Source organism: Longicatena caecimuris, assembly GCF_004341945.1.
GTDB lineage: Bacteria > Bacillota_I > Bacilli_A > Erysipelotrichales > Erysipelotrichaceae > Longicatena > Longicatena caecimuris.
On sequence record NZ_SMBP01000014.1, the window covers coordinates 38,075 to 60,079 of the forward strand.

27 protein-coding genes are annotated in these 22,005 nt (G+C 37.9%); 2 read left to right on the forward strand and 25 right to left on the reverse strand.

Annotation, left to right across the window (positions count from 1 at the left end; all coding sequences use genetic code 11):
- Window positions 1-93: 93 nt before the first annotated feature.
- The 8 genes from EDD61_RS14095 to EDD61_RS08970 form a co-directional block, all read right to left on the reverse strand.
- On the reverse strand, window positions 94-411 hold the full coding sequence (locus tag EDD61_RS14095; RefSeq protein WP_442915985.1) for an RNA polymerase sigma factor sigma-70 region 4 domain-containing protein: 318 nt from the start codon (window positions 409-411) through the stop codon (window positions 94-96).
- 78 nt (window positions 412-489) lie between these two features.
- Window positions 490-1,401 carry an AraC family transcriptional regulator gene (locus EDD61_RS08940; RefSeq protein ID WP_120136667.1) on the reverse strand — a complete coding sequence of 304 codons (912 nt, stop codon included), beginning with the start codon at window positions 1,399-1,401 and terminating at the stop codon, window positions 490-492.
- Window positions 1,402-1,667: 266 nt separating this feature from the next.
- Window positions 1,668-2,219 (reverse strand): GNAT family N-acetyltransferase, encoded by a 552-nt coding sequence (locus EDD61_RS08945; RefSeq protein WP_120136764.1) that lies wholly within the window; start codon window positions 2,217-2,219, stop codon window positions 1,668-1,670.
- A 13-nt stretch (window positions 2,220-2,232) separates the two neighbouring features.
- Window positions 2,233-2,709: an SAM-dependent methyltransferase gene (locus tag EDD61_RS08950; protein ID WP_074077839.1), complete on the reverse strand. Its 477-nt coding sequence runs from the start codon at window positions 2,707-2,709 to the stop codon at window positions 2,233-2,235.
- An 80-nt stretch (window positions 2,710-2,789) separates the two neighbouring features.
- Window positions 2,790-3,605: a MerR family transcriptional regulator gene (locus EDD61_RS08955; protein WP_132225069.1), complete on the reverse strand. Its 816-nt coding sequence runs from the start codon at window positions 3,603-3,605 to the stop codon at window positions 2,790-2,792.
- 177 nt (window positions 3,606-3,782) lie between these two features.
- Window positions 3,783-3,920, reverse strand: a complete 138-nt coding sequence (locus EDD61_RS08960; protein WP_243642711.1) for a cysteine-rich KTR domain-containing protein — start codon at window positions 3,918-3,920, stop codon at window positions 3,783-3,785.
- An 89-nt stretch (window positions 3,921-4,009) separates the two neighbouring features.
- Window positions 4,010-4,234, reverse strand: a complete 225-nt coding sequence (locus EDD61_RS08965) for a hypothetical protein (RefSeq protein ID WP_120136730.1) — start codon at window positions 4,232-4,234, stop codon at window positions 4,010-4,012.
- Between the two features lie 45 nt (window positions 4,235-4,279).
- The gene (locus EDD61_RS08970) at window positions 4,280-4,975 is read right to left on the reverse strand and encodes a C45 family peptidase (RefSeq protein WP_120136731.1); all 696 of its coding nucleotides are present in this window, start codon (window positions 4,973-4,975) and stop codon (window positions 4,280-4,282) included.
- Between the two features lie 176 nt (window positions 4,976-5,151).
- On the opposite strand from EDD61_RS08970, the gene EDD61_RS08975 reads away from it, so the two are divergent.
- Window positions 5,152-5,709, forward strand: coding sequence for a TetR/AcrR family transcriptional regulator (locus tag EDD61_RS08975; RefSeq protein WP_120136732.1), 558 nt, complete (start codon window positions 5,152-5,154; stop codon window positions 5,707-5,709).
- A 46-nt stretch (window positions 5,710-5,755) separates the two neighbouring features.
- Here the strand turns inward: EDD61_RS08975 and EDD61_RS08980 are convergent, their stop codons facing one another.
- Window positions 5,756-6,475 (reverse strand): conjugal transfer protein, encoded by a 720-nt coding sequence (locus EDD61_RS08980; RefSeq protein WP_120136733.1) that lies wholly within the window; start codon window positions 6,473-6,475, stop codon window positions 5,756-5,758.
- A gap of 149 nt (window positions 6,476-6,624) precedes the next feature.
- Window positions 6,625-7,149: a DUF4865 family protein gene (locus EDD61_RS08985; protein WP_120136734.1), complete on the reverse strand. Its 525-nt coding sequence runs from the start codon at window positions 7,147-7,149 to the stop codon at window positions 6,625-6,627.
- A gap of 122 nt (window positions 7,150-7,271) precedes the next feature.
- On the opposite strand from EDD61_RS08985, the gene EDD61_RS08990 reads away from it, so the two are divergent.
- Window positions 7,272-8,111, forward strand: a complete 840-nt coding sequence (locus EDD61_RS08990; protein ID WP_165877202.1) for a LysR family transcriptional regulator — start codon at window positions 7,272-7,274, stop codon at window positions 8,109-8,111.
- 51 nt (window positions 8,112-8,162) lie between these two features.
- Here EDD61_RS08990 and EDD61_RS08995 read toward each other — a convergent pair whose 3' ends face one another.
- The 15 genes from EDD61_RS08995 to EDD61_RS09065 form a co-directional block, all read right to left on the reverse strand.
- On the reverse strand, window positions 8,163-9,008 hold the full coding sequence (locus EDD61_RS08995; protein WP_442915984.1) for a conjugal transfer protein: 846 nt from the start codon (window positions 9,006-9,008) through the stop codon (window positions 8,163-8,165).
- 77 nt (window positions 9,009-9,085) lie between these two features.
- Complete coding sequence (locus tag EDD61_RS09000) at window positions 9,086-10,093, reverse strand: C40 family peptidase (protein ID WP_132225073.1); 1,008 nt, start codon at window positions 10,091-10,093, stop codon at window positions 9,086-9,088.
- The gene (locus tag EDD61_RS09005; protein WP_132225075.1) at window positions 10,090-12,213 is read right to left on the reverse strand and encodes a CD3337/EF1877 family mobilome membrane protein; all 2,124 of its coding nucleotides are present in this window, start codon (window positions 12,211-12,213) and stop codon (window positions 10,090-10,092) included. The genes EDD61_RS09000 and EDD61_RS09005 overlap by 4 nt, the downstream gene beginning before the upstream one ends.
- Entirely contained in the window at window positions 12,213-14,663 is a 2,451-nt protein-coding gene (gene tcpF, locus EDD61_RS09010) for a conjugal transfer ATPase TcpF (RefSeq protein ID WP_132225077.1), read from the reverse strand. Before tcpF ends, EDD61_RS09005 begins: the two co-directional genes overlap by 1 nt.
- Window positions 14,650-15,039, reverse strand: coding sequence for a conjugal transfer protein (locus EDD61_RS09015; protein WP_132225078.1), 390 nt, complete (start codon window positions 15,037-15,039; stop codon window positions 14,650-14,652). The genes tcpF and EDD61_RS09015 overlap by 14 nt, the downstream gene beginning before the upstream one ends.
- A 113-nt stretch (window positions 15,040-15,152) precedes the next feature.
- Window positions 15,153-15,656: an antirestriction protein ArdA gene (locus tag EDD61_RS09020; RefSeq protein ID WP_120136756.1), complete on the reverse strand. Its 504-nt coding sequence runs from the start codon at window positions 15,654-15,656 to the stop codon at window positions 15,153-15,155.
- Window positions 15,657-15,673: 17 nt separating this feature from the next.
- Complete coding sequence (locus tag EDD61_RS09025) at window positions 15,674-16,171, reverse strand: antirestriction protein ArdA (RefSeq protein ID WP_132225080.1); 498 nt, start codon at window positions 16,169-16,171, stop codon at window positions 15,674-15,676.
- A gap of 195 nt (window positions 16,172-16,366) precedes the next feature.
- Window positions 16,367-16,852 (reverse strand): hypothetical protein, encoded by a 486-nt coding sequence (locus EDD61_RS09030; protein WP_021361464.1) that lies wholly within the window; start codon window positions 16,850-16,852, stop codon window positions 16,367-16,369.
- 87 nt (window positions 16,853-16,939) lie between these two features.
- A complete protein-coding gene (locus EDD61_RS09035) occupies window positions 16,940-17,161 on the reverse strand; it encodes a hypothetical protein (protein WP_006354966.1) in 222 nt (73 codons plus the stop codon).
- Complete coding sequence (locus EDD61_RS09040) at window positions 17,162-17,296, reverse strand: DUF3789 domain-containing protein (protein WP_021361465.1); 135 nt, start codon at window positions 17,294-17,296, stop codon at window positions 17,162-17,164.
- A gap of 14 nt (window positions 17,297-17,310) precedes the next feature.
- Window positions 17,311-18,501, reverse strand: a complete 1,191-nt coding sequence (mobT, locus tag EDD61_RS09045; RefSeq protein ID WP_120136706.1) for a MobT family relaxase — start codon at window positions 18,499-18,501, stop codon at window positions 17,311-17,313.
- A 191-nt stretch (window positions 18,502-18,692) separates the two neighbouring features.
- Window positions 18,693-20,087, reverse strand: coding sequence for an FtsK/SpoIIIE domain-containing protein (locus EDD61_RS09050; protein ID WP_065987117.1), 1,395 nt, complete (start codon window positions 20,085-20,087; stop codon window positions 18,693-18,695).
- Between the two features lie 99 nt (window positions 20,088-20,186).
- On the reverse strand, window positions 20,187-20,729 hold the full coding sequence (locus tag EDD61_RS09055) for a DUF3795 domain-containing protein (protein WP_065987116.1): 543 nt from the start codon (window positions 20,727-20,729) through the stop codon (window positions 20,187-20,189).
- A gap of 63 nt (window positions 20,730-20,792) precedes the next feature.
- Window positions 20,793-21,494 (reverse strand): transglutaminase-like domain-containing protein, encoded by a 702-nt coding sequence (locus EDD61_RS09060; RefSeq protein WP_132225082.1) that lies wholly within the window; start codon window positions 21,492-21,494, stop codon window positions 20,793-20,795.
- 63 nt (window positions 21,495-21,557) lie between these two features.
- Window positions 21,558-21,998, reverse strand: a complete 441-nt coding sequence (locus EDD61_RS09065; RefSeq protein ID WP_065987108.1) for a VOC family protein — start codon at window positions 21,996-21,998, stop codon at window positions 21,558-21,560.
- Window positions 21,999-22,005 lie beyond the last annotated feature (7 nt).

Consider the following 22,005-nt stretch of genomic DNA (forward strand, 5'->3'; position numbering starts at 1 on the left):
TTTTAACTTATTCAGAACTATTTGTGAATATAATTCAATGAAAATGTAGTTTGCAAATCATATTTCTATGAAATACAAACTACTTCTTTTGATTTATCCAATTATCTTCAAGTTACTATTGTTCATTTCCAAAAAATAATACATTAGCAAAGTTTCACGGTTACGCTCGGACAACTGTTTTAAGGCTTCTGCCAATTCATCATCATAGACACGAATATCATTACCGCATACATTGAAAATTGTATAGTCTGTTTCATAGTCGTCCCAGACATCTTTACTGTATTCGATTTTACAAACTGCTTTATATTCATTGTTCATATGCTGATACAACTCATCAAATGCAGAGTTTTCAATATAACCGCTTATTTCACTAATACTAGGTACATAATTTATATCTTTTATGTCTATCACAACGGTCTATGCCCTCCTTTATAGACTTTTTATTTCATTTTCATTCGTGTCGGATAATTCCTATTTAGCATTTACTGTTTACACAGGAATTACCCATATTTCCATATAATTAATCTCTGCATTTCCTTTGTAATATTTTTCTGCCATGAATGGCTTTGTAACCAAATTATGATTTGGAAGCCAAGTTTCAAACAGATACTTATTTGCTTGATTTAAAGCAGTAGTAACAAGTTCTTCAAAAGATTCTGCCTCAATTTTGCATACAATATACTCACCTGCTGGTAATGTATGTTGTACCATATTTTTAGGACATACATCTGTTGATGAAACCATACCTCCTGCAAAGTAAAGGAATGTTCCTTTATCTGGACTTGCTAAGTGAGATACACCAAGTTCAATATCATTGTTAAAAATGGCATTTTCGGTTTGCAGTTTCTTTGCATGGAATTCGCGCCATAGCTGACCTGGAACATCAATTCCTGTACTTTCTCCAGCAGGAATTTGTTCAGCAATATTTACTGTTTTTTCAAAACCAAAATATGTTTCCTTTGTTCTTAATGTTTTTCTTTGAATTTCCAAAACAATATTCCCTATAATCAATGGAACATTCTCATCAATCATAACATAATGAGAAGAAAGTTCTGGCTTGTCAAATGTATTTAACATAGGAACACTCTTTCTGTATTCATCGGGAGTAATATGATAAACTTCTTTAAATGCTCTGGTGAAATTCGCATGGTCTGAAAATCCATATTTTAAAGCTATATCTAATATCCTTTCCTCTGAATTATTCAATTCTGTTATCACCATTGCTAAACGGCGAAGTTTGATATACTCTTGAACTGATTTCTTAACTAACTTTTTAAACAAGCGTTGGTAATAAAATGTAGAAAGACAGGCAATTTCCGCCAGTTTCTCTGTTTCGATTTTCTCACTTAAATGTTGTTCAATATAGTTTAATGACATTTCAATATTTTCATATGCGTACATATCAGTACCTCCTTGTATAATTTATAATCAAAGTATACATGAAAATTTTTTGTATAGCTTGTCGCACAATGCCATTATCTTATAAGAAATCAAAAGATATAAAAAACCAATTTTGTCTATATGGTAACTTTTATTTCTTTGGTACTTTTTAATGAGCCATATCTAATAAATTCATCAAATATCTTTTAATGCTTTTCGTATCATAGACCTTTGGAACTGTATTGTTCATTGCTTCGTCAATAGTCGCTTCAATATTAGCCATAACATCAGCTAGTGACATAATCAGATTTCAAAATCCCATATAGGTAGTAGTCGCAATAGGTATTTACCATTTTTCCCCCTCGAATATGTCCTTCCCTTTGAAAACCGACTTTCTCCAATGTCTTGTAAGAAGCATGATTTAAAATATGCACATCTGTCCATATTTTTTGTAATTCTGTTTTTGAAAAACAAAATTCAATTACGCTTTTCAACGCTTCACTCATTAGCCCATTACCTTGATATTGCTTAGAAAGTCTGAAAGCCACTTTTGCCATTCTATTATTTTCAATAAGGTATATCCATATTTCACCAATCACTTTGCTATCTTGTTTATGGACAATTCCCCAATGAAAACTTTTAGTAGCTTTTTCTGGCTTATTAAAGAGTAATTCTGGATTTTTTTCGCTTTTTGAAGGACGTTTCCCCCAATACTCGTATAAAGAAATATCACTAATCCATTCTTTCAAATCATCTATGTCATTTTTATTCATTGTTCTTAAAATAAGATGTTCTGTTTCAATTACTGGTTTTTCAAAAATGTAATCCTGCAAACTCATGGTTCATCACTCCTTAAAAATTGAATTCATTTTCCCATGCAAAAGAAGCAGATTCTTCTAAGCTGTGAGGCCAATGACTACACCAATCTGGAACTTGCGGATTTTCCACTCTATCCAAACTCGGCGTGTATGGTTTAATATCCAAGATAGGCGTTTTGTCATTAGCGTCAATATAAGCAATTTGTATCAGCCCACTCATATAATCAATATTGATAATTTCTACTGCTGATAAAGCAATCGGATTTGGGCGTACTGGCGACCTTGTTGCAAAAATCCCCATTTTCTCTGGAGCTTTTTTATAAGGTTGGTCTGTTTCCAATACGCTTCTAAAATCCGCATTGTCAAAATCGCTGAACCACCATAAAACATTGATATGGCTGAATCCGTCTAATTCCTTTAATGCTAGAATATATGGTGCTTCTAGTTGAATGAAAGCACCTTTTTCATTGTTGTAGATAGTACCTATTGAATTTACTTTATAAGTTGTCATTATATTTTCCTCCGTTTTCTTCTTGATAAATAAACGATAAACCTTAACACCATGTTAAAGTCAAGGCAGATTATCATTTTTTACAAGAGATTTTCTAAAGGAATTTGGATTTCTGTTAGATAGTTCTCTGGATTTTTATCGTTCCACGGTCCACGATGAACTATTTGACGGCTTGAACCTTTCATCTTATATTGACTGTTTTCTTGAAGCCATTTAGCAAATGAACGATAAGCATAAGAAATATTAGAAAAATCTCCATATACCATAGTACAAGCCATCATAGAAACTGGTTCGGTAAAACGAAACTTAAAATCACCTGTAGCTTTTCCTATTTTATTTACAATGGCACATAATTCTACATCAACATCTTTTTCTTTATATTCTTTATTGTGATATATTGAGAATGTCTCATCAGAAATATTTATTTTATTTTCTTTAGCAAAAGCAGAGAGTTCTTTCCAGAGTTCGCCCTCATAATAATAATTGGGTATTTCTTTTCTTAAAGATAAAACGCAATAACTCGGTATCTCTTTTATGGTTATGTTAAAATACAATTCACTTTTACCATATAACAATTCTTTTTTAGCAATCTCAATTTTCTTTAATTTTTCTTGTTCTTTTTGTATATTATCCATAATTTCAACAGACTTTTTATCAAGCTGTTCTATAATGGCATTATTACTGTAATTGAGAGATAATGCAATTTCAGCAACATTAAACCCACTATCACGTAAATATATAATTCTATTTAAAGTTGAGATTTGTTCTGCTGAATACATACGATAGCCAGTCAATGAATCAATTTTCGCAGGTTTTAACAAACCCATTTCATCATAATAACGCAACATACGAGTAGAAACTTGTGTCAGTTTTGAAAACTCACCAATTTTGAACATTTTATCCCTCCATTCATGTACCTAATTATAATTATTGATTATTTATACTTCAATATAAAAAGGGATACAAATACATTGTCAGTCACAAAATAGACAAGCTCTTTACTCTTATTTGCTGATCTGCTTCGCAGGTAACAAATAAGAGCCGACAATCTATAAGTTAAAATAACCTACAAATTATCGGCTCTGCGTCTTTGCGTCTGGCTCTTTGATAATTGTTATAATTCCATTTTTTATGTTGATTAAACTTTCATGTTTACACTTCGGACAAAACAATGGAAAATTTATCAACTCAGTATCTTTGCGAATTTTTATTCATGTCTTACTGCCACATATAGGACACAAAACCCATAATTGATTTTCAACCAATAAAACCACCAGCCTCGTAAGTATAATTTGCTATCTCAAAACTTTATTTTTTTAGTGATTGTGTAAATATATTCTTCTGGCGTAGGGCGTTTATTTCCAAAATACCTTTTATAATTCGCCTGCACCTCTGGGTCGGTGCTGTTCATAGCTTTATCAATCATTGATTCAATATCAGCTCGAACATCAGCATACGACGAACCGCCAGCCTTTGCACCTGTTTTCAAGGCTTTTTTTATATCTCGTTTTTTTAGACCTATCATAATAACCTTTCTTATCATAATTGCAAATTTATAAATTCATTAGTATTAAAACTGAAATTCAAATACATTACTAAAATCATTGTTCAAGACATAATAGACTTTATTTTTTTCTGTAGAATATACAAATGAAACCCTAGTTGCCCACAAGTCTTTTTGAGAAACAGATTTTAATACTTTAAATGCGTCATTTACTGAAAAATCTTTATCGTATCCTGCCAATAACTTTTTAGCCACTTCGTATCTTGTATCCCCAGAAACAATGTACGGCTTTGTTATATCTGGTTTTAGAATAGAATAATTTGTAATAAGTGAAAAATTCTCTTGTTCATATCTATACCCAATTCCGGGCTCAATAATTAAAACTCGTCCTTTTTTATCAGAAAGCATAACTTGCATAGTGGCATCTGGTGCATAAATAATTCTTTTCTTTTTAACAATGTCTAAGGCTTCATCAAAAGAAATCTCTGCTTTAATGAATTTTTCTGTTAATTCAGATATTGTAATACAATCCTCGCTATCTATATACTTTGCATTTTCATTACCATGGACATAAAGAAGTGTTCCTACATTACCATTTTTATTTACTCCATGAAATGAATGATACAGACCGTCAGGCATTTTAATACCAATATAAAATCTATTTTCTTCGGTAATTACAGTATGATCCCATACAGAAAGGTCAATATCAAAATTAAAACCAACAATTTTATCTATACCATTGTAAACAAATCTTGTACACATATAATCGCTCCTTAAAACGCTATTTTGAATAGCTATTTAACTAATCTAATTAGCATTTTAAAATGTTTTTGTAGGAAAGTCAATAAATAATCATATTTTCTAATTGTATTATTGACTACACTAATTCAATTAGCTAGAATTGTGTTTATATGATATTTTGAATGAGGTGTATAACTATGAAAACCACTAAAGAAGCAGTGATAAAAGCAACATCAGACTTAGCAGATGAAAAAGGATTAAATAATGTTTCGTTAAAAGCTGTTGCTCAAAAATTAAACATTCGTACCCCATCTTTATATAATCACATAGAAAGTTTAGATAATCTTCTTTTAGAAGTTGCTCATAACGGTATGCGTGACATGAATGAAAGAATGATGAAAGTTGCCGTTGGAAAAACAGGGAAAGAAGCAATTAAATTAGTTTCTATCGAATACCTAAACTATATGATTGAACACCCTGGAGTTTATGAAGCAATCCAATGGGCTGTGTGGCACGGAACAGAGGAAACAGCAACCATTTTTAACAACTATCTTTCATTATTAACTACTCTAATCCAATCGTGCAGTCTTAATAAAGACAAAACACTTGAAATATTAAATATGCTTACTGGAACAATTCACGGTTATACAACTTTACAATTAGGGAACGCCTTTTCTGCCCCAGACAAAGTTAGATTTGAATTAGCTGAAGCGATAGATACTTTATTAGTCGGGATTTTCCAGAAGTATAAATAATATATTTAGGCTTGCAAATCAAAACAGAAATGCAAGCCTTTTTCTTTTATCCTACTATCTTCCAGTTACTATCCTTATGTAGCACAAGCTCATACTGCGACACCTGTGTTGCCTTTGTCTGATTATCAAGGAACTTCACAGCCACTTTGACTTTCACATTGTCCCCGTCCTTTGTAAAGATAGGGGTTACCAATTCAGAATACAGATAGTCCCTGCCGATAGGTTCAAGCACATTTCCCGATACATAGTAGGTAAGTTCTTTTTCTGTGGCTGTCGGGTACAGCTTAAAGAATGTTTCCAGAAATGCGGTAGCGTCATTGACGGTATCAGCGTCCACGCTTGCGTCTGTTTCTGGTATCTTTGGTTCAAAATCTGATTTTTCGATTGCTGGTGCAAGGGTAGGGTTCTGAACGATTACCATATCCCCGTCAGCGTCTACATGGACTTTGACCGTATAAGTTGCTTTGACATTTGTTGTCTGTTCGCCCTCTTTTATCTGCTGATCTACTTCGTAGGTAGCGATAAATTCGTCCGTACCAGACTGTGCCACGTCCCAGATTAACACATCAAGAACGGTGGAGCTGGTTGGAATATCTGTTCTTATGGTATCAACATTTAGTGCCTGCAACTCCTTTGTCAGATACCCATTGATAGAAGCGGTACGGGCTTCAATCGCTTCTTTGCTGTTATTCCATGTGTAATAGGACTTCGCAAAGTTCTTTACGAAGTCTTCGATACCGTTGGTATCATCAAGGCGTAGCTGTATAGTTTGTCAGCCTTGTGTATTCATGCCTTTTAGAAGTAATGTTTAAATTTAATCCCAACCTATCACATAGCTTTTTAGTAGATATAGCCCCATAGCCAGTTGCATTTGTTTTTTTGCATATTTAAGTATTCAATATTTCAAAACATATTTTATTGTGACAAATGCAAAATTGAATAAATTTTTCCAATAGTTTTTTTAATAGGTCTATCTTTATAGAAATAGTATTCTACATATTTCCATTTGTCTGGATTGTATATTAACACTTTACTTGTACAGTCATCTTTCTCCAATGAAAAATTTATAGCTTTCATTTGTTTCATTGGTGTAATTTCATGTTCAATTTCAAGAGCAAACTTTGACAGATTAAAGTCTTTTCCCAAACAACATGTTATTGGAATACCTATATTTATTTTTTGCCAACCGAATGAACTTAAAATATTATCATAGTAACCATCAAAAATGAATTTGTTCATGCCATCATTATTCTGCCATACATATAGTGGAGAATACTCATTACAACTCTTTGAAGAATCTCTTTTTTCAGATATGAGATATGCTTTAAATATTAAATCTTGAAAGCCATCCGTTCTATGTCCATTATCAGCTACTCGCTGTCTAATCACGTTCATGTCGTAGTTATCTGGTAGTGAAATCTTATATTGCATAGCAATCATTATTTTTTCCTCCTATCTATCCTGCTTCAAATTTCAATTTAATTATACATATTAGTTCGTTATGTGTATAATAGTTGTAAATGATGATAGATATCATTTTAAATAATACTGGAGGTGCTATTATGGAAAGTCTGGAACTTAGAATATTTAGGGAAGTTGCTTATACAAAATCAATATCGAAAACTGCGGAAAATATGGGGTATGTTCAATCTAATATAACTGCACATATCAAAAAACTGGAAGGTGAATTAAACACGACACTATTCATTCGCCATAGCAAGGGCGTAACCCTCACAAAAGATGGAGAAAAATTACTGTATCAAGCAGAAAAGATAATCTCTTTACTCGATAAGACCTTACAATCTTTTCAGAACAATCCTAAAACTTTAAAAATTGGCACAACGCAGACAATAGCTGGTTATTTATTGCCCAAATGTATCATTGAATATCAAAAACAGTTTCCAAATGTGTCATTGTCAGTTTCCACACTAAATCAAGACGACTTAGACCAGAGCCTATCTAATGGACTATTAGATTGTATAATCACTAACAGTACCTACAATATTACACAAGGTAAGCAGGTTTTGGAATTTCAAGAAAATTTAATGCTGGCAACTCCATGCTCCTGCAATTCCATAAATGATATCTTTGCATATCCAATTATCATAAATAATATCAAGTCCTGCCCCTACAGAGAAGCCCTTTTGGATTGGTGGAACTTACACCAATCCAAATCACCAATGATAATTGAATTAGATACTGTAGAAGCAATTCTTAATACCGTTGCTATGGGCGGTGGAATATCATTATTACCAAAATATATTTTAGCAGATAAACAAAATATCAATAGCTTCTATATTGAAGATTTGCAATATACATCAATTCATATGTGGATTGCTATGAATAAGCTTCCATCAGAATATTTTGCTTTAAAGGACATTCTAAAAAACAATTTAAAATAGGTAACAACTAAGGCAGATAACCACGGCATGGTGTACCTGCCTTTTACTATGTTATCCTACAATCTTCCAGTTATTATCTTTATGTAGCACAAGCTCATACTGCGATACCTGCGTTGCCTTTGTCTGATTATCAAGGAATTTCACAGCAACCTTGACTTTCACATTATCCCCGTCCTTTGTAAAGACTGGGTTTACCAATTCTGAATAAAGGTAGTCCCTGCCGATAGGTTCAAGCATATTCCCCGTTACATAGTAGGCAAGTTCCTTTTCTGTGGCTGTCGGGTACAGCTTAAAAAATGTTTCCAGAAAAGCGGTAGCGTCATTCACAGTATCAGCGTCCACACTTGCGTCTGCTTCTTGTGCCTTTGGCTCATAGTCTGATGTTTTTACATCTGGTGCAAGAGTAGGGTTCTGCACGATTACCATATCCCCGTCAGCGTCTACATGGACTTTGACCGTATAAGTTGCTTTGACATTTGTTGTCTGTTCGCCCTCTTTTATCTGCTGATCTACTTCGTAGGTAGCGATAAATTCGTCCGTTCCAGACTGTGCAACGCCCCAGATTAATACATCAAGGGCGGCAGAGCTGGTCGGAATATCTGTTCTTATGGTATCAACATTTAGTGCCTGCAATTCCTTTGTCAGATACCCATTGATAGAAGCAGTACGTGCTTCGATTGCTTCCTTGCTGTTGTTCCAAGTATAATAAGACTTTGCAAAATTCTTTACAAAATTTTCTATCCCGTTGGTATCATCAATGCGTAGCTGTATGGTTTCTTTCTCATGTACCGTGTGCATATCAATCGCTGTAAAATTCTTATACACTCCAAAGCTCACACTTGCGATAAGCACGACCCAAAGGGCGATTACTGTTTTCTTATGTATACCTACTTTCATAGTACGCACTCTTTTTTCTTTCACGGGTTTTGTCTGTTTCTCTTTCTTCTTAAACATAAATTGTAAGTCCTCACTTTCTATTGTTTTATTCTGCCTGCACCGATTAAGTGTGCCTGCCAATAACTGCTGGTTAAGTCAGCATATCCGATAGGGTCGCCAGCATGATACATCTGATTGTTTCCTACATAGATACCGACGTGTGTTACATAACTTCCTGCATTGTAAGTGGAATGGAAAAATACCAAATCGCCAGCCTTTGCCTGCGAGAGTGGGATATGCTGTGTTGCGTCATATTGTGTTTGTGCGGTTCTCGGTAACGAGATACCAGCCTTACCAAAGCACCATTGCGTCAGTCCACTACAATCAAAGGAAGTATTAGGGTTACTTCCACCATATACATACTTCCAGCCTTGATATTTTAGGGCTTCATTCATAATCGCCTGCACCGTTGCGTCGTCAAAGTGTGCGACAGTCAAGTATTGATTGACAAGCTCCACATAAAACATATTTCCATAGGAATATCGCCAGCCCCCGTTTTTCGCAACGGCTATCGGGTTGGTATAAGTTACTTTAGTACCGCCTGATTTTTCTCTGGCGAAATTCTCGGCAAGGGTAAAGGTATGTTTCTTTCCTTTTACTGCCACATATCCCACATAACCACCGCCGTAGTTATAGGACTGTATCGCTACATTCAAATCTTTTATCCCTTGTACTTCACATGAAGAAAGCAGGGACGCAAAATATTTACACCCCTGCTTAATGGAACTTTCTGTATCTAATGAGTTGGGCGGTAGTCCCAGACTTTCCGAACTCTGCATAACGTCCTCGGCTGTACCGCCACTTTCTACTTGAATGATTGCAAGCAACACATTCACATACTCGGAAATACCGTTTTCCTTTGCGTATTTGTCCACCGTTAGCTGATGTTTCAAGACTTCTGCGGATAGGTTCATACCACCAATAGAAGATGAATAATTCCCATCACCGTCGTCGTCCTCTGCACTAATCAGCACCCCAAAGAATAAGACGATTGAAAAGAAGATAGGAAACAGACAGCCAATGATAGCCATGTGTTTCAATCTCATTTTTTCTTCTGTCCTTTCTTCGTAACAAGTTTACGGTTTTTCTCTGTGGTCTGCTGGTTCTTTTGAACCGTCGTCTTCTGTGTCTTTGTGATACGTTCCGTATGTAAATTCTGGCGGTTTACCTTTGTGGTAGGTTCAACGGATTTCCCAGAAGCTAACGGACGCTCTTTTACAGCTTTCACATCATCACTTTTCACGGAAGTAGCAGGGCGTTTGACTTCCTGCGGTTTCTCAACATTCTGTTTCTTAACTTCTGAAGAAGTAGCAGTAACGGGTCTTTCATGTGGACGGGTAGCTCCCATTGTCGCCGATCCGTCCGTTTTTCTTCCAGACCTTGCTTCTTGAGCTTTCTGCAATTCCATACGCTTATCAGCGATATTCTGTCTATGCTGTTGCTGTTTTTCCAATCGTCCAGCTTGTCGTTCTGTCTGTTCCTGCACCACGCCACGCTTAAAATCAGATACGCTTGACTTCGCTTTTTCCTTTGCAGAATGAACCGCATAAGCAGTCTGTGTCGGTACGTCCTTGATATTTTCACGGACAGCATTTGCCTTATCTTTGATTTTATTTTTCGTATCTAAGACAGCACCAACGGCAGAACCAGCTTTCTTTCCCATGCTGGAAGTTGTATTACTGCGAGATTGTGTATGTGATTTCTGTTTACTACCCGATACGGCGTTACCAGCTACCGCACCAGCGATACCCCCAGCCGTAACCGCACCAGCGACACGACGCTCAAATCTTCTGGCTCTATGTCGCATATATAGATACGGTCTGCGGAATATCCTGCGTCCCATGCTTTGACTGTCGCCAGCATTTAAACTAAACATACTCATTAAGTCGCCCAGCTTCATGTAGATACCAGCGAAACACACTATCTGCAAGAACGCCACCATAAAGAACGGGTAGTCCGTTGAGATGTTATAAAACATACTTGAAATACTAAATGCCACCGTTACAATGAGCGTAATTCCTGCCCTTGTCATAATGGTATTGAACACTCGGACGATTGCCTGCTTCGCCATGCTTTCATAGCTCGGTATCATAGAGAGCAGGAAGCTGATAGGCAGGAACATGGCAAAGATGATAAAGAGTATCTGCGAAAATATCATCATGCCCGTAAGCAAGAATACAAATATCGTAATACCAAGATTGAAGAACAGCAGGAAGAACACCATACCTAAACGGTTCACGACCTGCGGTATTGTCAGATTGTTGTTGTCGTTATCCTCAATCTCTGCCTTTACTACATCTTCCCTTGTTTCGCCGTCCTCATCATCTGGACTTGCCGATACCAGAGCTTCCACACGGTCAGCCCCGATTTCTTCTACATTTGAATTACCGAATTGCAGGAGTAGCCACGGCTGTTTTACTTGAATAGAGAATAGGCTGTCCCTTATCAAGTCCACGCTGTCCTTGCCTTGACTATCGCTGTCGGGAAGCATGATTTTTGTTCCCAAGTCCAAAGAAGCGGTACTAATATCTGATGAAAAGTCATTCACTTTCTTGATATAGTCGGGAGCATAAGCGATAAAGGAAGCCGACAAGATGAACACCACAATAAAATTGATAACGGCGTGTAATGCCTTGCTGGTTTCTCTTTTTATCAGTCCCACATAAGCTACATACATACCAACAATTAGAATTATCATCAATAAGAAACCTACATAAAATCCCGAAGTGGAAAAGCCGTTCTGGGTAACGCCAGCTAATGTCTGTATGCTTTTTCCGATACTGTCTGCCATATCATTGATGAAGTTTAGCTTGTATGCTTCCTGCACTACATAGCCCGTTGCATTGGAAAGGTATAAGCTGATAGTCCAGACAAAGTTAGTAATACAGTAAAGCCCGTATTGCACCGATTTTCCGATACCGTCCAGCCAATTCCACGGAAGCCACGACCAGCTATTATCTACATAGAAGTCTAGCTGATAGTTTGACAGCGGATATTTTGAGTAAAGGTTTTCTGCATTTATTGTGTCGTCCACAAGTCCCGTCGCATGAGCTACCGTCCCCAAGAGTGAAAGCAGGATAAGGGTAAGTCCCATGACGAACAGAGCTATTTTGAGAAAGTGAAATATCTTTTTTCTTGTGAACGCACCTTTTATCCTTTCTTTCATTACTCCACCTCATTTCTGCTGATTGGCGGTCTGGTATCAAAGGCGGTCAGTAATTCTTCAAAGACGGGGTGTACTTGAATGACACCAACACTCCCACGCAAATCTTGAAATAGGCATTGTCCGTTTTCTAAATCACGAAGTCGCTTCTGGTTGTTCTCGTCCTCTTTATCCAGTCCGAAAAATTCCAATGTCTGCTTAATTTCTTCAATAGCGGTACTGCGAAATGCGAATTTTAAACCGATATTGTTTTTCAGACTTTCCTTTGATACGTCCGTTGCACTCTGGGTAACAAAGTAAACGCCTGCGTTCATAGCACGACCAGCACGCACCAGCTTATTAGAGAGCGTTTCGCCTTGTGCTACATTGAGGAACGCCCATGCTTCATCTAAATCCACAATCTTAAAAATGCTTCTGTCCGAGTGGATAAATTCTAAGGCAAAGGTAGAAATAACAATCAGCATTGATACAGATAACAATTCAATCGTTGTGTATTCCTCAAAGGTCGTGTCCTTGTCGGGTAATACCAAATCCGCTACTTGAATGATGTTGAGCTGGTTTTCCAGACTGATAGCATTTTCCACCGTACCGTCAGAGAACAGAAGATGTGCAAAATCGTAATCTGTGAAGCTGTCGATATGGTCGGCAATGTTACGGGCGATTGGTGTATCTTCTTTTCTCAATTCCTTAATAACGTGCAATAGCCCTCTCTGGTCGCTCTGAACGACGGAGCGAACCGCTTTACGAAGTACGGGAAATTTTTCACCGTCCCTTGACGAAATACCCGTAAGGAATGTGAGTATGTCGATTGCCAGACTTTCAGCGTCCTTGACATCACGCATAATCACAAACGGGTCAAGAAGTCCTGCATTTTCCTTTTCACTGGTAAGGTTTACGATATTGATTTCATGTGCAATTTCTGGCAGGGTATTCTTCCAATTTCCACGCTCGCTCTTAGGGTCTAAGATGACTGCTTGACCGCCAAAGAGAACAGAATAGTACACAAGTAAGTTGTTACAGAATGACTTGCCACCGCCAAGACTTCCAACAAAGGCAGAAGCTAAAGCATTGGTAACAGTCCCTTTAATTCCTTGACTTGCAATCGACGGCTGTAAGTACACGTTTCTTCCCGTATCAACGGAATAGCCGATATAGATACCCGTGTTTTCGCCTAACTGCTGTGTCGCTCCAAATCCAAGACTAGCCAAGAAGTCGGACTTTACATACTGCACATAGTCATTGATGTATCGCTTGCTGGCAGGGAGAAATTCAGAGTGAAGTCCAAGCATATCGCCAGCAGGACGCACTAGTTTTACGTTCAAATCGTCGTAGAAGTCCTTGACTTCATCACAACGGCGTTTCAGCTCGTCCAAGTCGGGAGCAGATACACGGATAACATAAGAGAGCTTGTACATACTTTCTTTACTTTGGTCTAAATCTGTTTCCAGCTCATCCACGCTGTCTAATGCGTCCACCACATTGGAGCTTGTTTCACTTCCAGACTGAAAAGCGTGATTGTCTAAATCTTTCAGCTCCTTTTTCTTGTTACGGACAACGGAAAGTGCCTTGCGGTTTTCTACAATTTCTACATTCATGGACGTATCGACGGGAAAGATAAACTGCTGTTGCTGGAAATAGAAGATTTCACTTGACGGAAAATCCAGCTCACCGACAATCGCATTGACGGTAAAATACGATACATAACTTTCGCTGTCCTCATGTTCCAGACGTAAGTATCGCTGGCTTTCTTCAATCAGACAACGGGTAGGTCGGATAAGGTCGTAATACTTGATAAGGGTTTCCTTTTTCAATTTCTTCTTTGGTAAGGAATACTCATAATCTTCATAAGCCACGCCGTCCCTGCCGTAAAGGTGTTCCATGAGATACCCGAAGTCGTTTTTATCCAAGCGTCGAACCTTGAAACGCCTAGAGATTTTATTCTCTAACAGCTTTTCCATTTTCATATAGCGGTTGATTTCATCATTTGTCATGGAAACAAAGTCATTCATCAGCGTGTGATTGACTTCATTTAGAAACTCTTTGACCGTCATAAACAGCGATTTCTTCATGTTCTTTAAATTGACTTCCTGCTCCGTAACCATGAGCTTAAAGCCCAAGAAGAAACGATAGTCCACTTGATTATCGCCAATCATAGATACAAGGGCTTCTGTCTGTTCATCAATCTTTTGTATCGCCACATCACGAAGCCTGCCAGACACCAGCTTTTTGGACTGTTCTTGAATACTCCTTACGGAGCTTTCCGTCGCAATCTGTAACGCATGGATTTTACCCTCACGGGACTGTGCGATTAACTGTCGGAAGCTGTCATGCACGATATATTTTTGTTCTGCCGACAAGAAGCTGTAATTGTAGGGTATCAGCTCATAGTAAGCGAAAACTTCATTGTCCTTGTTCCAGACAAGGTTATTGTCGATATATTTAATTGGGAACATAATTCACACTCCTAACTGCCGTGATTGTTTCATTGAATTTCTGCTCATGCAGTTTCACGGCTTTTCCTGCATAAGTGATTTTAGGTCGGACGGCATAAGTCATCGCGGACTTTAGGAAGCTGTAAGGCTTCTTGCCGTCAAAGGTTTTCTGGCTCATAAACCATGTGAAAGCAACGGGAATACCGAAGTATTTTAAAAATGCTCCCTCAATCATGGAAAGCGGTGGCAGGTCGCCAAGCAGAATGATGATAAATTCTGTCATGACAAACCATGTAATCTGGGTAAAAGTAACGGGAAAGGGCAGGCTAAAGTCATTGATTGCATATAAGACTTTTTCCACGTTCCAGATACCCGTATAGCTTTTTATTTTCTTCATACGTTCAGAAAAACTCCTTTCTTTGAATTGGAAAAGGACAGCCGTGTTTCAGACTGTCCTTAAATGTAAATGAGCTGTCAGAAGCAACAATGCTCGTTGCTGATCTTCCAGCTCTAATATGGTATTTCACACATACCGCTACTTGTTTCAATAAATGTTCCCTCAATGGATAAATCACGTCCGTAGGCTTCATAGTCAATATAATTTTGTAACTGCGGTGGAATTTCCCCCAACATCTGCAATTCATCAATATAGTAGCAAGCTACGTCCGTCATGGTTTCACAATCGGGATAATGATAAATTTCGTCGATATGTTCTGCTAATTCTTCCAGACTTCCATAATGAGAGATAAACTCGTCCAGACAATCTACGATATAGTCGGGAAAATCCTCTATCATGTCATAGATGTTGTTAAGTTCCTCAATGGAAATGTATTCTGATACTTCCATAGGGAAGTTGTCGGTATCATGGACGGCGTATTCTTCATACTCGGCATTTAAGCCGATACGCTCTGCGATTTCTTCCTCATTCAAGGGGAAACGAAACCAATCGCCTACCAGATAACCCTCATTGTATTTTCCAAGATTAGCGATATACACCGCCATATCTTCAATCATAAAACACCACCTCGCTTTTACGGTATTTCATAAATACCGTGTTCCGTTTCCAGAAAGCGTCCGTTATCGTCAAGATACTGTCCGTAGGCTTCAAAATCAAAGTAACGGGTAGTGCGTTCTTCAACGGAAGCAAAGGCAGGGTCATTATCCAGCAAATGACGGGCAACGTCGGTCATGTTCTTACACCATGAATAATGAATAATATCGTTTCTATGCTGGTGCAATTCGTCCAGATTAGTAAAATAACACATCAGCTCGTCGTAATCTTCCTTTAAATCCGCTGGCAGACTTTCATAAGTGCGGTACATATCATTCAATCGTTCAATGGTCGTATCTTCGCCCACATCATCAGCAAAGGGCAGTTCTTTTTCCAGAATACGATAGTCCTCGCTTTCTGCGTCCACGCCTAATCGTTCCTGCAATTCTTCTTCATCAATCGGCAAGAGAAACCAAGCAGAACGGATTTCATCATTTATCGGTTGTTTCGTTTCCAGCAATACTCGTAATTCCTGCATAGGTTATCACGTCCTTTCATTTTTTATTTGCATATCCTAAAAAAAATCTTTCAATCTATCATTCCAATCTTAAACTTAGATATGAAAAAAGCGATAACCTTTTTCAGATTACCGCTTGTATGTGGGTATGAAGTTGTAAAATTGAAAATTGACAGTCTAACAAACCGGAATTTATCGAACTTAACTATTCTGTCGCTATGAAGCCGACTTACGCACAGTAACCTCTGCACAGACCAACCTAGCTATATGCTCCGCTGTTTCGTTTGTCAGTAGGAAGAACATTCCGTCATTACGGCATTTTTTATGTGTATCGCCATTTAATGTATAAACAAAACCTTTAACACAGGTATCGCTACAAGCAGTAGGGTCAATAAGTCTCTTACAGTCACGAGAAGTAGTCATTTTCTTTTGCATTTCAGCAGGCAAAGAAGCGATTATATCCTCATACTTGCCAGCATTGTCTCCGTAAATACGTGCCAAAACCCCCGACTTCCGAAACACCCAATTCATTACAGTTTTCTTCTCTAGTTGGTATGAAGCAGCATAACCGCTCTTTGCTTCCTTGATTACAAGGTCACAGCCTTGTTCAATAAGTTTGTTATTAAGTTTCTCGACAAATGCTTGATATTCTGGTGCAACTGCCGATAGAAACTCTTTGAACGAACCCTTTTCTTTTGCCATTACCTTTTCCCTCCATAAAATTCTAATTTCTCTGTTTCTTCGTACCCACATTATATCATTTCTAAATTGTCATAACAATGAAATTCGCTACGCTCCAATAATCTTATTGAACAGCTCTAACAATACGTCTTTGACACCGCCAGCATTAAATACCAATCCAACAGCGACAAGGGCAACCACCAAGAAGCCGATGAGCTTTGAAAACTCACGCTTAAACCCTAAGTAGATACCAATTACCACGATAGCCATAAGCACAAGTGATTGTGCGTTGCTTAAAAACCATGTGTATAAATTTTGTCCGAAATTCATTTATTTGTCCTCACTTTCTTTTAATCGTTCCATTTCTTTGTCTGCTTCTTTTCCTGCCTGCATTAAACACATCAGTATTACGCCCAGCCCCATGCCAAGCGTAAGGAAAAGAAAATCAAATAGTATTCGTTCCATGTTTCCATGCTCCTTTACTTTACTATAACTTCCTCTGGGGAAGCGGTCTGTTGTGCAATTATCTGTTCGTGTTTCTCTGTCAGCTTTGTATGCTTTCTTATTTCTTTGAGATAATCGACACCCGTTTTCTTTGCGATTTCTTCCAGCATTTTAAGCGTCGGGTCTACCTGTCTTTCCACCCACCTTAATGTACGCTCCAGCGTATAAGGTTCTGGCTGTGAAGTTAATTTCAAAGGTGGTCGTCCCTCGCCAATGAACCAAGCCCAGCGTGCATTGGTTTTCCATTCGCTTTTTCGTTTATCTGGTTCTTTATCAGCAAAACGGATATAACGGTTGATAATCGAAAATGCCGTCCTTTCTGCGTCGTAATAAGTCAGCAAATCTCGGACGGCATAATAAGCACGTTCATCTTTCAAGCGGATTTCAAATCGGTTCTTTATCGGGACTTCCTCAATCGGTATTCCCAGCTTTGCGTACTGCTCATAATTCTTTTCATACACACAGAAGTAAACCTCTGATTTCAAAGAACCGATATACAGCGTATGTCCCATGCCTGCCTTGTCAGCTTCGTTGTGCTTTACCAGCTCGCCAGAAGCGTAAGACTTAAAGGAACGGAACACAGAAACACATTCCTCACTTGTGCATCTAGCGGTCAGATCTGGAATATCCAGTATGCCCGCTTTGTCATTGATTGCCAAATCAAGACGTTTCATCACACCGCCCTCAATGAGTACGTCCATGAAGAAGTCATACCAGCTTCGCTCTTGTGCCAGCAGGTAGCTTTCAAATTGGCGACAGCCTTTGCCTTTGAGTTCTAAAAGTACGCCTTTTTCTTCATCTTGTGAAGTGTAAACAAACACGTCCCCGATATAGTAATGCTCGGTGTATTTGTAGTGCCCGTAATCTTCATGGAGCATATAGTCGATATTCAGTTTCAGAATATTCTTGATAACGTGCTTAATATCCATTGTGGGAAAACGGATACGCACATAATCGAACAGCAGGAACAGCGGTTCGTCGGGATTGAATTTTTCAACAGCTTCCAACAGCTTTGTTTTCATATCCTCGGTAAGTGCCACCGTTCCAGCTTCGATACGGTTTAAATGTTCACGGCTGATACCAGCCATGAGTGCAAGTCTTGTCTGCGATACGCCGTAATCGCTACGTTTCGCTTTCAAGACGGTTAAAAAATCATTATCTTTCAGTTACGATACCCCCAATCTATGAAATTGTGATATTTTAAGGCTCATATCACAAAAGACTGAAACTTGTAAAAAGCCTTATGCCATGCGGACTTCCAAGACTTTTTATACCAGTTTCCAATGTATTTGTGCCCCTCTGTTAGATACTGAGGGGCTTGTATCTGCTGGCGTGGCTGACGCCACACCAGCAACGGCTAGTCCGTTCCATCGCCTTTCGCTTCGCACGTCGCCGTCCCGTCCTGCCTTGCGTATGCAAGAGAAGCTATGGTCTGTAAAAAGTCATGTCCTTTTGGTACAAGGGGAGTGTAAAATTCACTTATGACGCTTGTTCCTACATCACAATAACCACGTCCTTTGATACGCTTCTGGAAAAACTGTTTCTTCACATCAGAACCGAACAGCATACCATACCCAAGCTCGCTGATACGTCCCAAACCGACACGGAAGTTGAAATTATCCCTTATCCCGTCGCTGAAATACTTAGCGTCTGGTCGCTGGCAGGCAACGATAAGAAAATATCCTGCTTGTCGTCCCAGCATGACGATTTTCTTTAGCTGGCTTAACAGTCCGATACTTTCCTTTGTCCCCAGCATTTCAAAGAACGCCACATATTCATCAAAGATAAGGAAGTGAGGAGCAAGTCCCAAGTAAGCGTAGTTTTCGCCCGTCTTATAGTTAGTGTGCTGTTTCATATCTTCACTACGCTGTACCATGCCGTTATAAAAGGCATTGACGCAATCAATCATATCTTCTTTGGTATGATACACATTTCCCATGACTGTCCCCAAATCTGCCAAGTCTGCATTTTTAGGGTCTAAGATGTAAAGCTCTGCGTTGGTCTGCAAGAGTGCTTCAATGAGCGTCAGCAGAAAATAGGTTTTACCGCCACCCGTTCCACCAGCAATCAAAGCATGAGGAAGTGCGTCATATTCCCAGATAAGATTTTTCATCAGTCTAAGACAGCCGTTTTCTGCTTTCACTTCATCAATGGAGATACGGTTTGCGACCATATCATAAAGCAGGGTGTACTCAATATAGCCGTCATGGAGCGTCTTGTCGGTCAGCTCACAATATAAACCGCTTTCCAGCTTATCCTCTAACCGTAAGAGCTGGTCTTGATACTTTCCTAATGTGATTTCACAGCGGATATGAAGCAGTCCTTTTTCCATTTGATAATAGATTTTAGGAAACCAGACGATTTTTTCCCTTGATCTGCTTTGCAGGTCAGTAAAAAAACCGCTGTCTTGTACGGTATCTGCTTCATACCACTTATTTTCCAGTATCATTCTTGCCAGCTTTTGACGGTGCAGGAGCTTCTTGAAACTGTCATAACAGAAGCGGTAATACAGAAAAGCGACCAATGCACAAACACCAGTCGCTATCAGTATGGTTATGAAGTTGTAAGGGGAAATCGTCAAGTCATTGTCTAATAAGCTGAAATATTCCCAATCGATACACATAAGTTGTTTTATATTCAGTAGCAGGAGAACCGCAACAAATACAAACAGAAGCGTTCCTATGGAAAAGTGATAGACAAGATTCTTGTCGCTGGCTCTGATACGGTGTCCTTTGTTTAATATCTTTCTCATAAATCAATCACTCCTTTCTAGGTATGAAAAAAGCAGTCAATCCTAAGACTAACTGCTTTGTGTGTATGGATATAAAATTGACAAACTGAAATTTTAAAATCACTTTTTCTTGATAAGTTTCAGTTTTATATTTCTTCTGTTGGCAATCTTCTGAAACACCTCTACCACATACAAGCATTGTGCCTGAAATGATAGTAAGGTCAATTCGTCATTGGATTGTATTTGTTTCATTGCTTCTTGCAATTCTGAAAGTTCTAGTAAATTGACTGTCACACAAAAGAAAGTTTTCCTACGCCCATCATTATAGTTAGAAAGTAAGTAAGAAAGAATTTGTGTTTTTTCCTGCTGTTCAAGATTATATTGCTCAATGCCTATGTTTTTCGCTCTTTCTAAATCTGCTTTTTGTCGTCTGCTCGTAATAAAAATATCATAATCATCAATGTGTTGGTATTTTTCACATGGATATTGCTTACACTCATAGCAATATTCAATCTTTCCATGTTCAAGACTACATTTCGCAATTCTGCATGATTGATTACCATTGCCACAACCGCCACAGTAATTTCCCAAAAGCATAGGGCATAGTCCACAATTCAATCCGCAAAGAGAAAATAATTGGTTTTTGCGTTCAAATCCTTTCATAGTATTAGTCTCCTAACTTCAAATTTATCTTTGGATTTATTGACTTTTACAAACTGGAATTTATCAATCAGCATTTCTTATCTCTCTTATATTGCGATTCATTAAATGTCTGCCTAAATTTCTATATAGAAAGGCTTTAAATACGGACATTTCTTGGTGATGTTCTTTAAGTAAATCGTCTGGGCAATCATATATTCCGAAGTCTTGACTGATTCCTTCGCTTTGAATATAAGTATTGTTTCGCTCAAAATCAATTACAGGATTGCGGAAATCTTTTACAGCAACACCATATCCGCAAAAAGCACCTATACAAGTAGCATTTATGCTCTGTAATCTTGAGAGGTATTCTTTATCTAAAATAAATGCCTCAAGTTCATACCATACTCCGTCCAAATAAACTTCTACCCAACTATGAAAAATATTTTTAGGGGCATTTTTATATACAATGCCAGTCATTGCACCTTTTTGTAATTTTTTATCAATCGTAAATCCATGTATTCGGCATGGGACATTTACTCCACGAAGTAATGCCATGAAAAGCGTTCCTTTTGTATTACATTGTCCATATCCATCAGATAAAACTTCTGATGCCGAAATACTATCATCCACATTATATCCGAATAAAATTTCATCACGAACAAAATTGTATATCTGCTTGATACGATTGTATATATCAACATCTTTCCATTCTCTATCACTTATTAAATGTTGTATATTGACATCTGAAAAGTTTAACATAGGTGTTTCTCTCAAATACTTCTCCATATAATTTACCCTCTCAAAAATTCTAATTTATCTTTGTATTTATTGACTTCCACAAACAAGAATTTATCGCATACAAGCATTTATAAATTTCATAGGTACATCCATACGTTCTGCAACTTGTTCTGGTGTCATTCCACTATTTAAGAAACGCTTGCACACTATCTTCATGTTTTCTCCAACTTCGATAATATGTTTATCTGGGTTATAAAAGCGGACTACACGCTGTCCCCATGAATGCTCTATAATAGGGTGGACATATTCAATATCATATTCTTTCAGCCTATCAGCAAATTTATCAAAATCATCTTCTTCAAAATAGACTTTAAAATTGTTACCACCAAAAGAAATATCACTTGTACCGATAAACTCTTTGTATGTTTCACTTGTCTGTAAGGCTAAGCCACCTGTTAAAGTTTTATTTGCTCCAAAATCCATAATGACATGAAGTCCAAAAACCTTTTTATAAAACTCAACTGATTTATCTATATCAGTTACTACCAACATAGGGTTT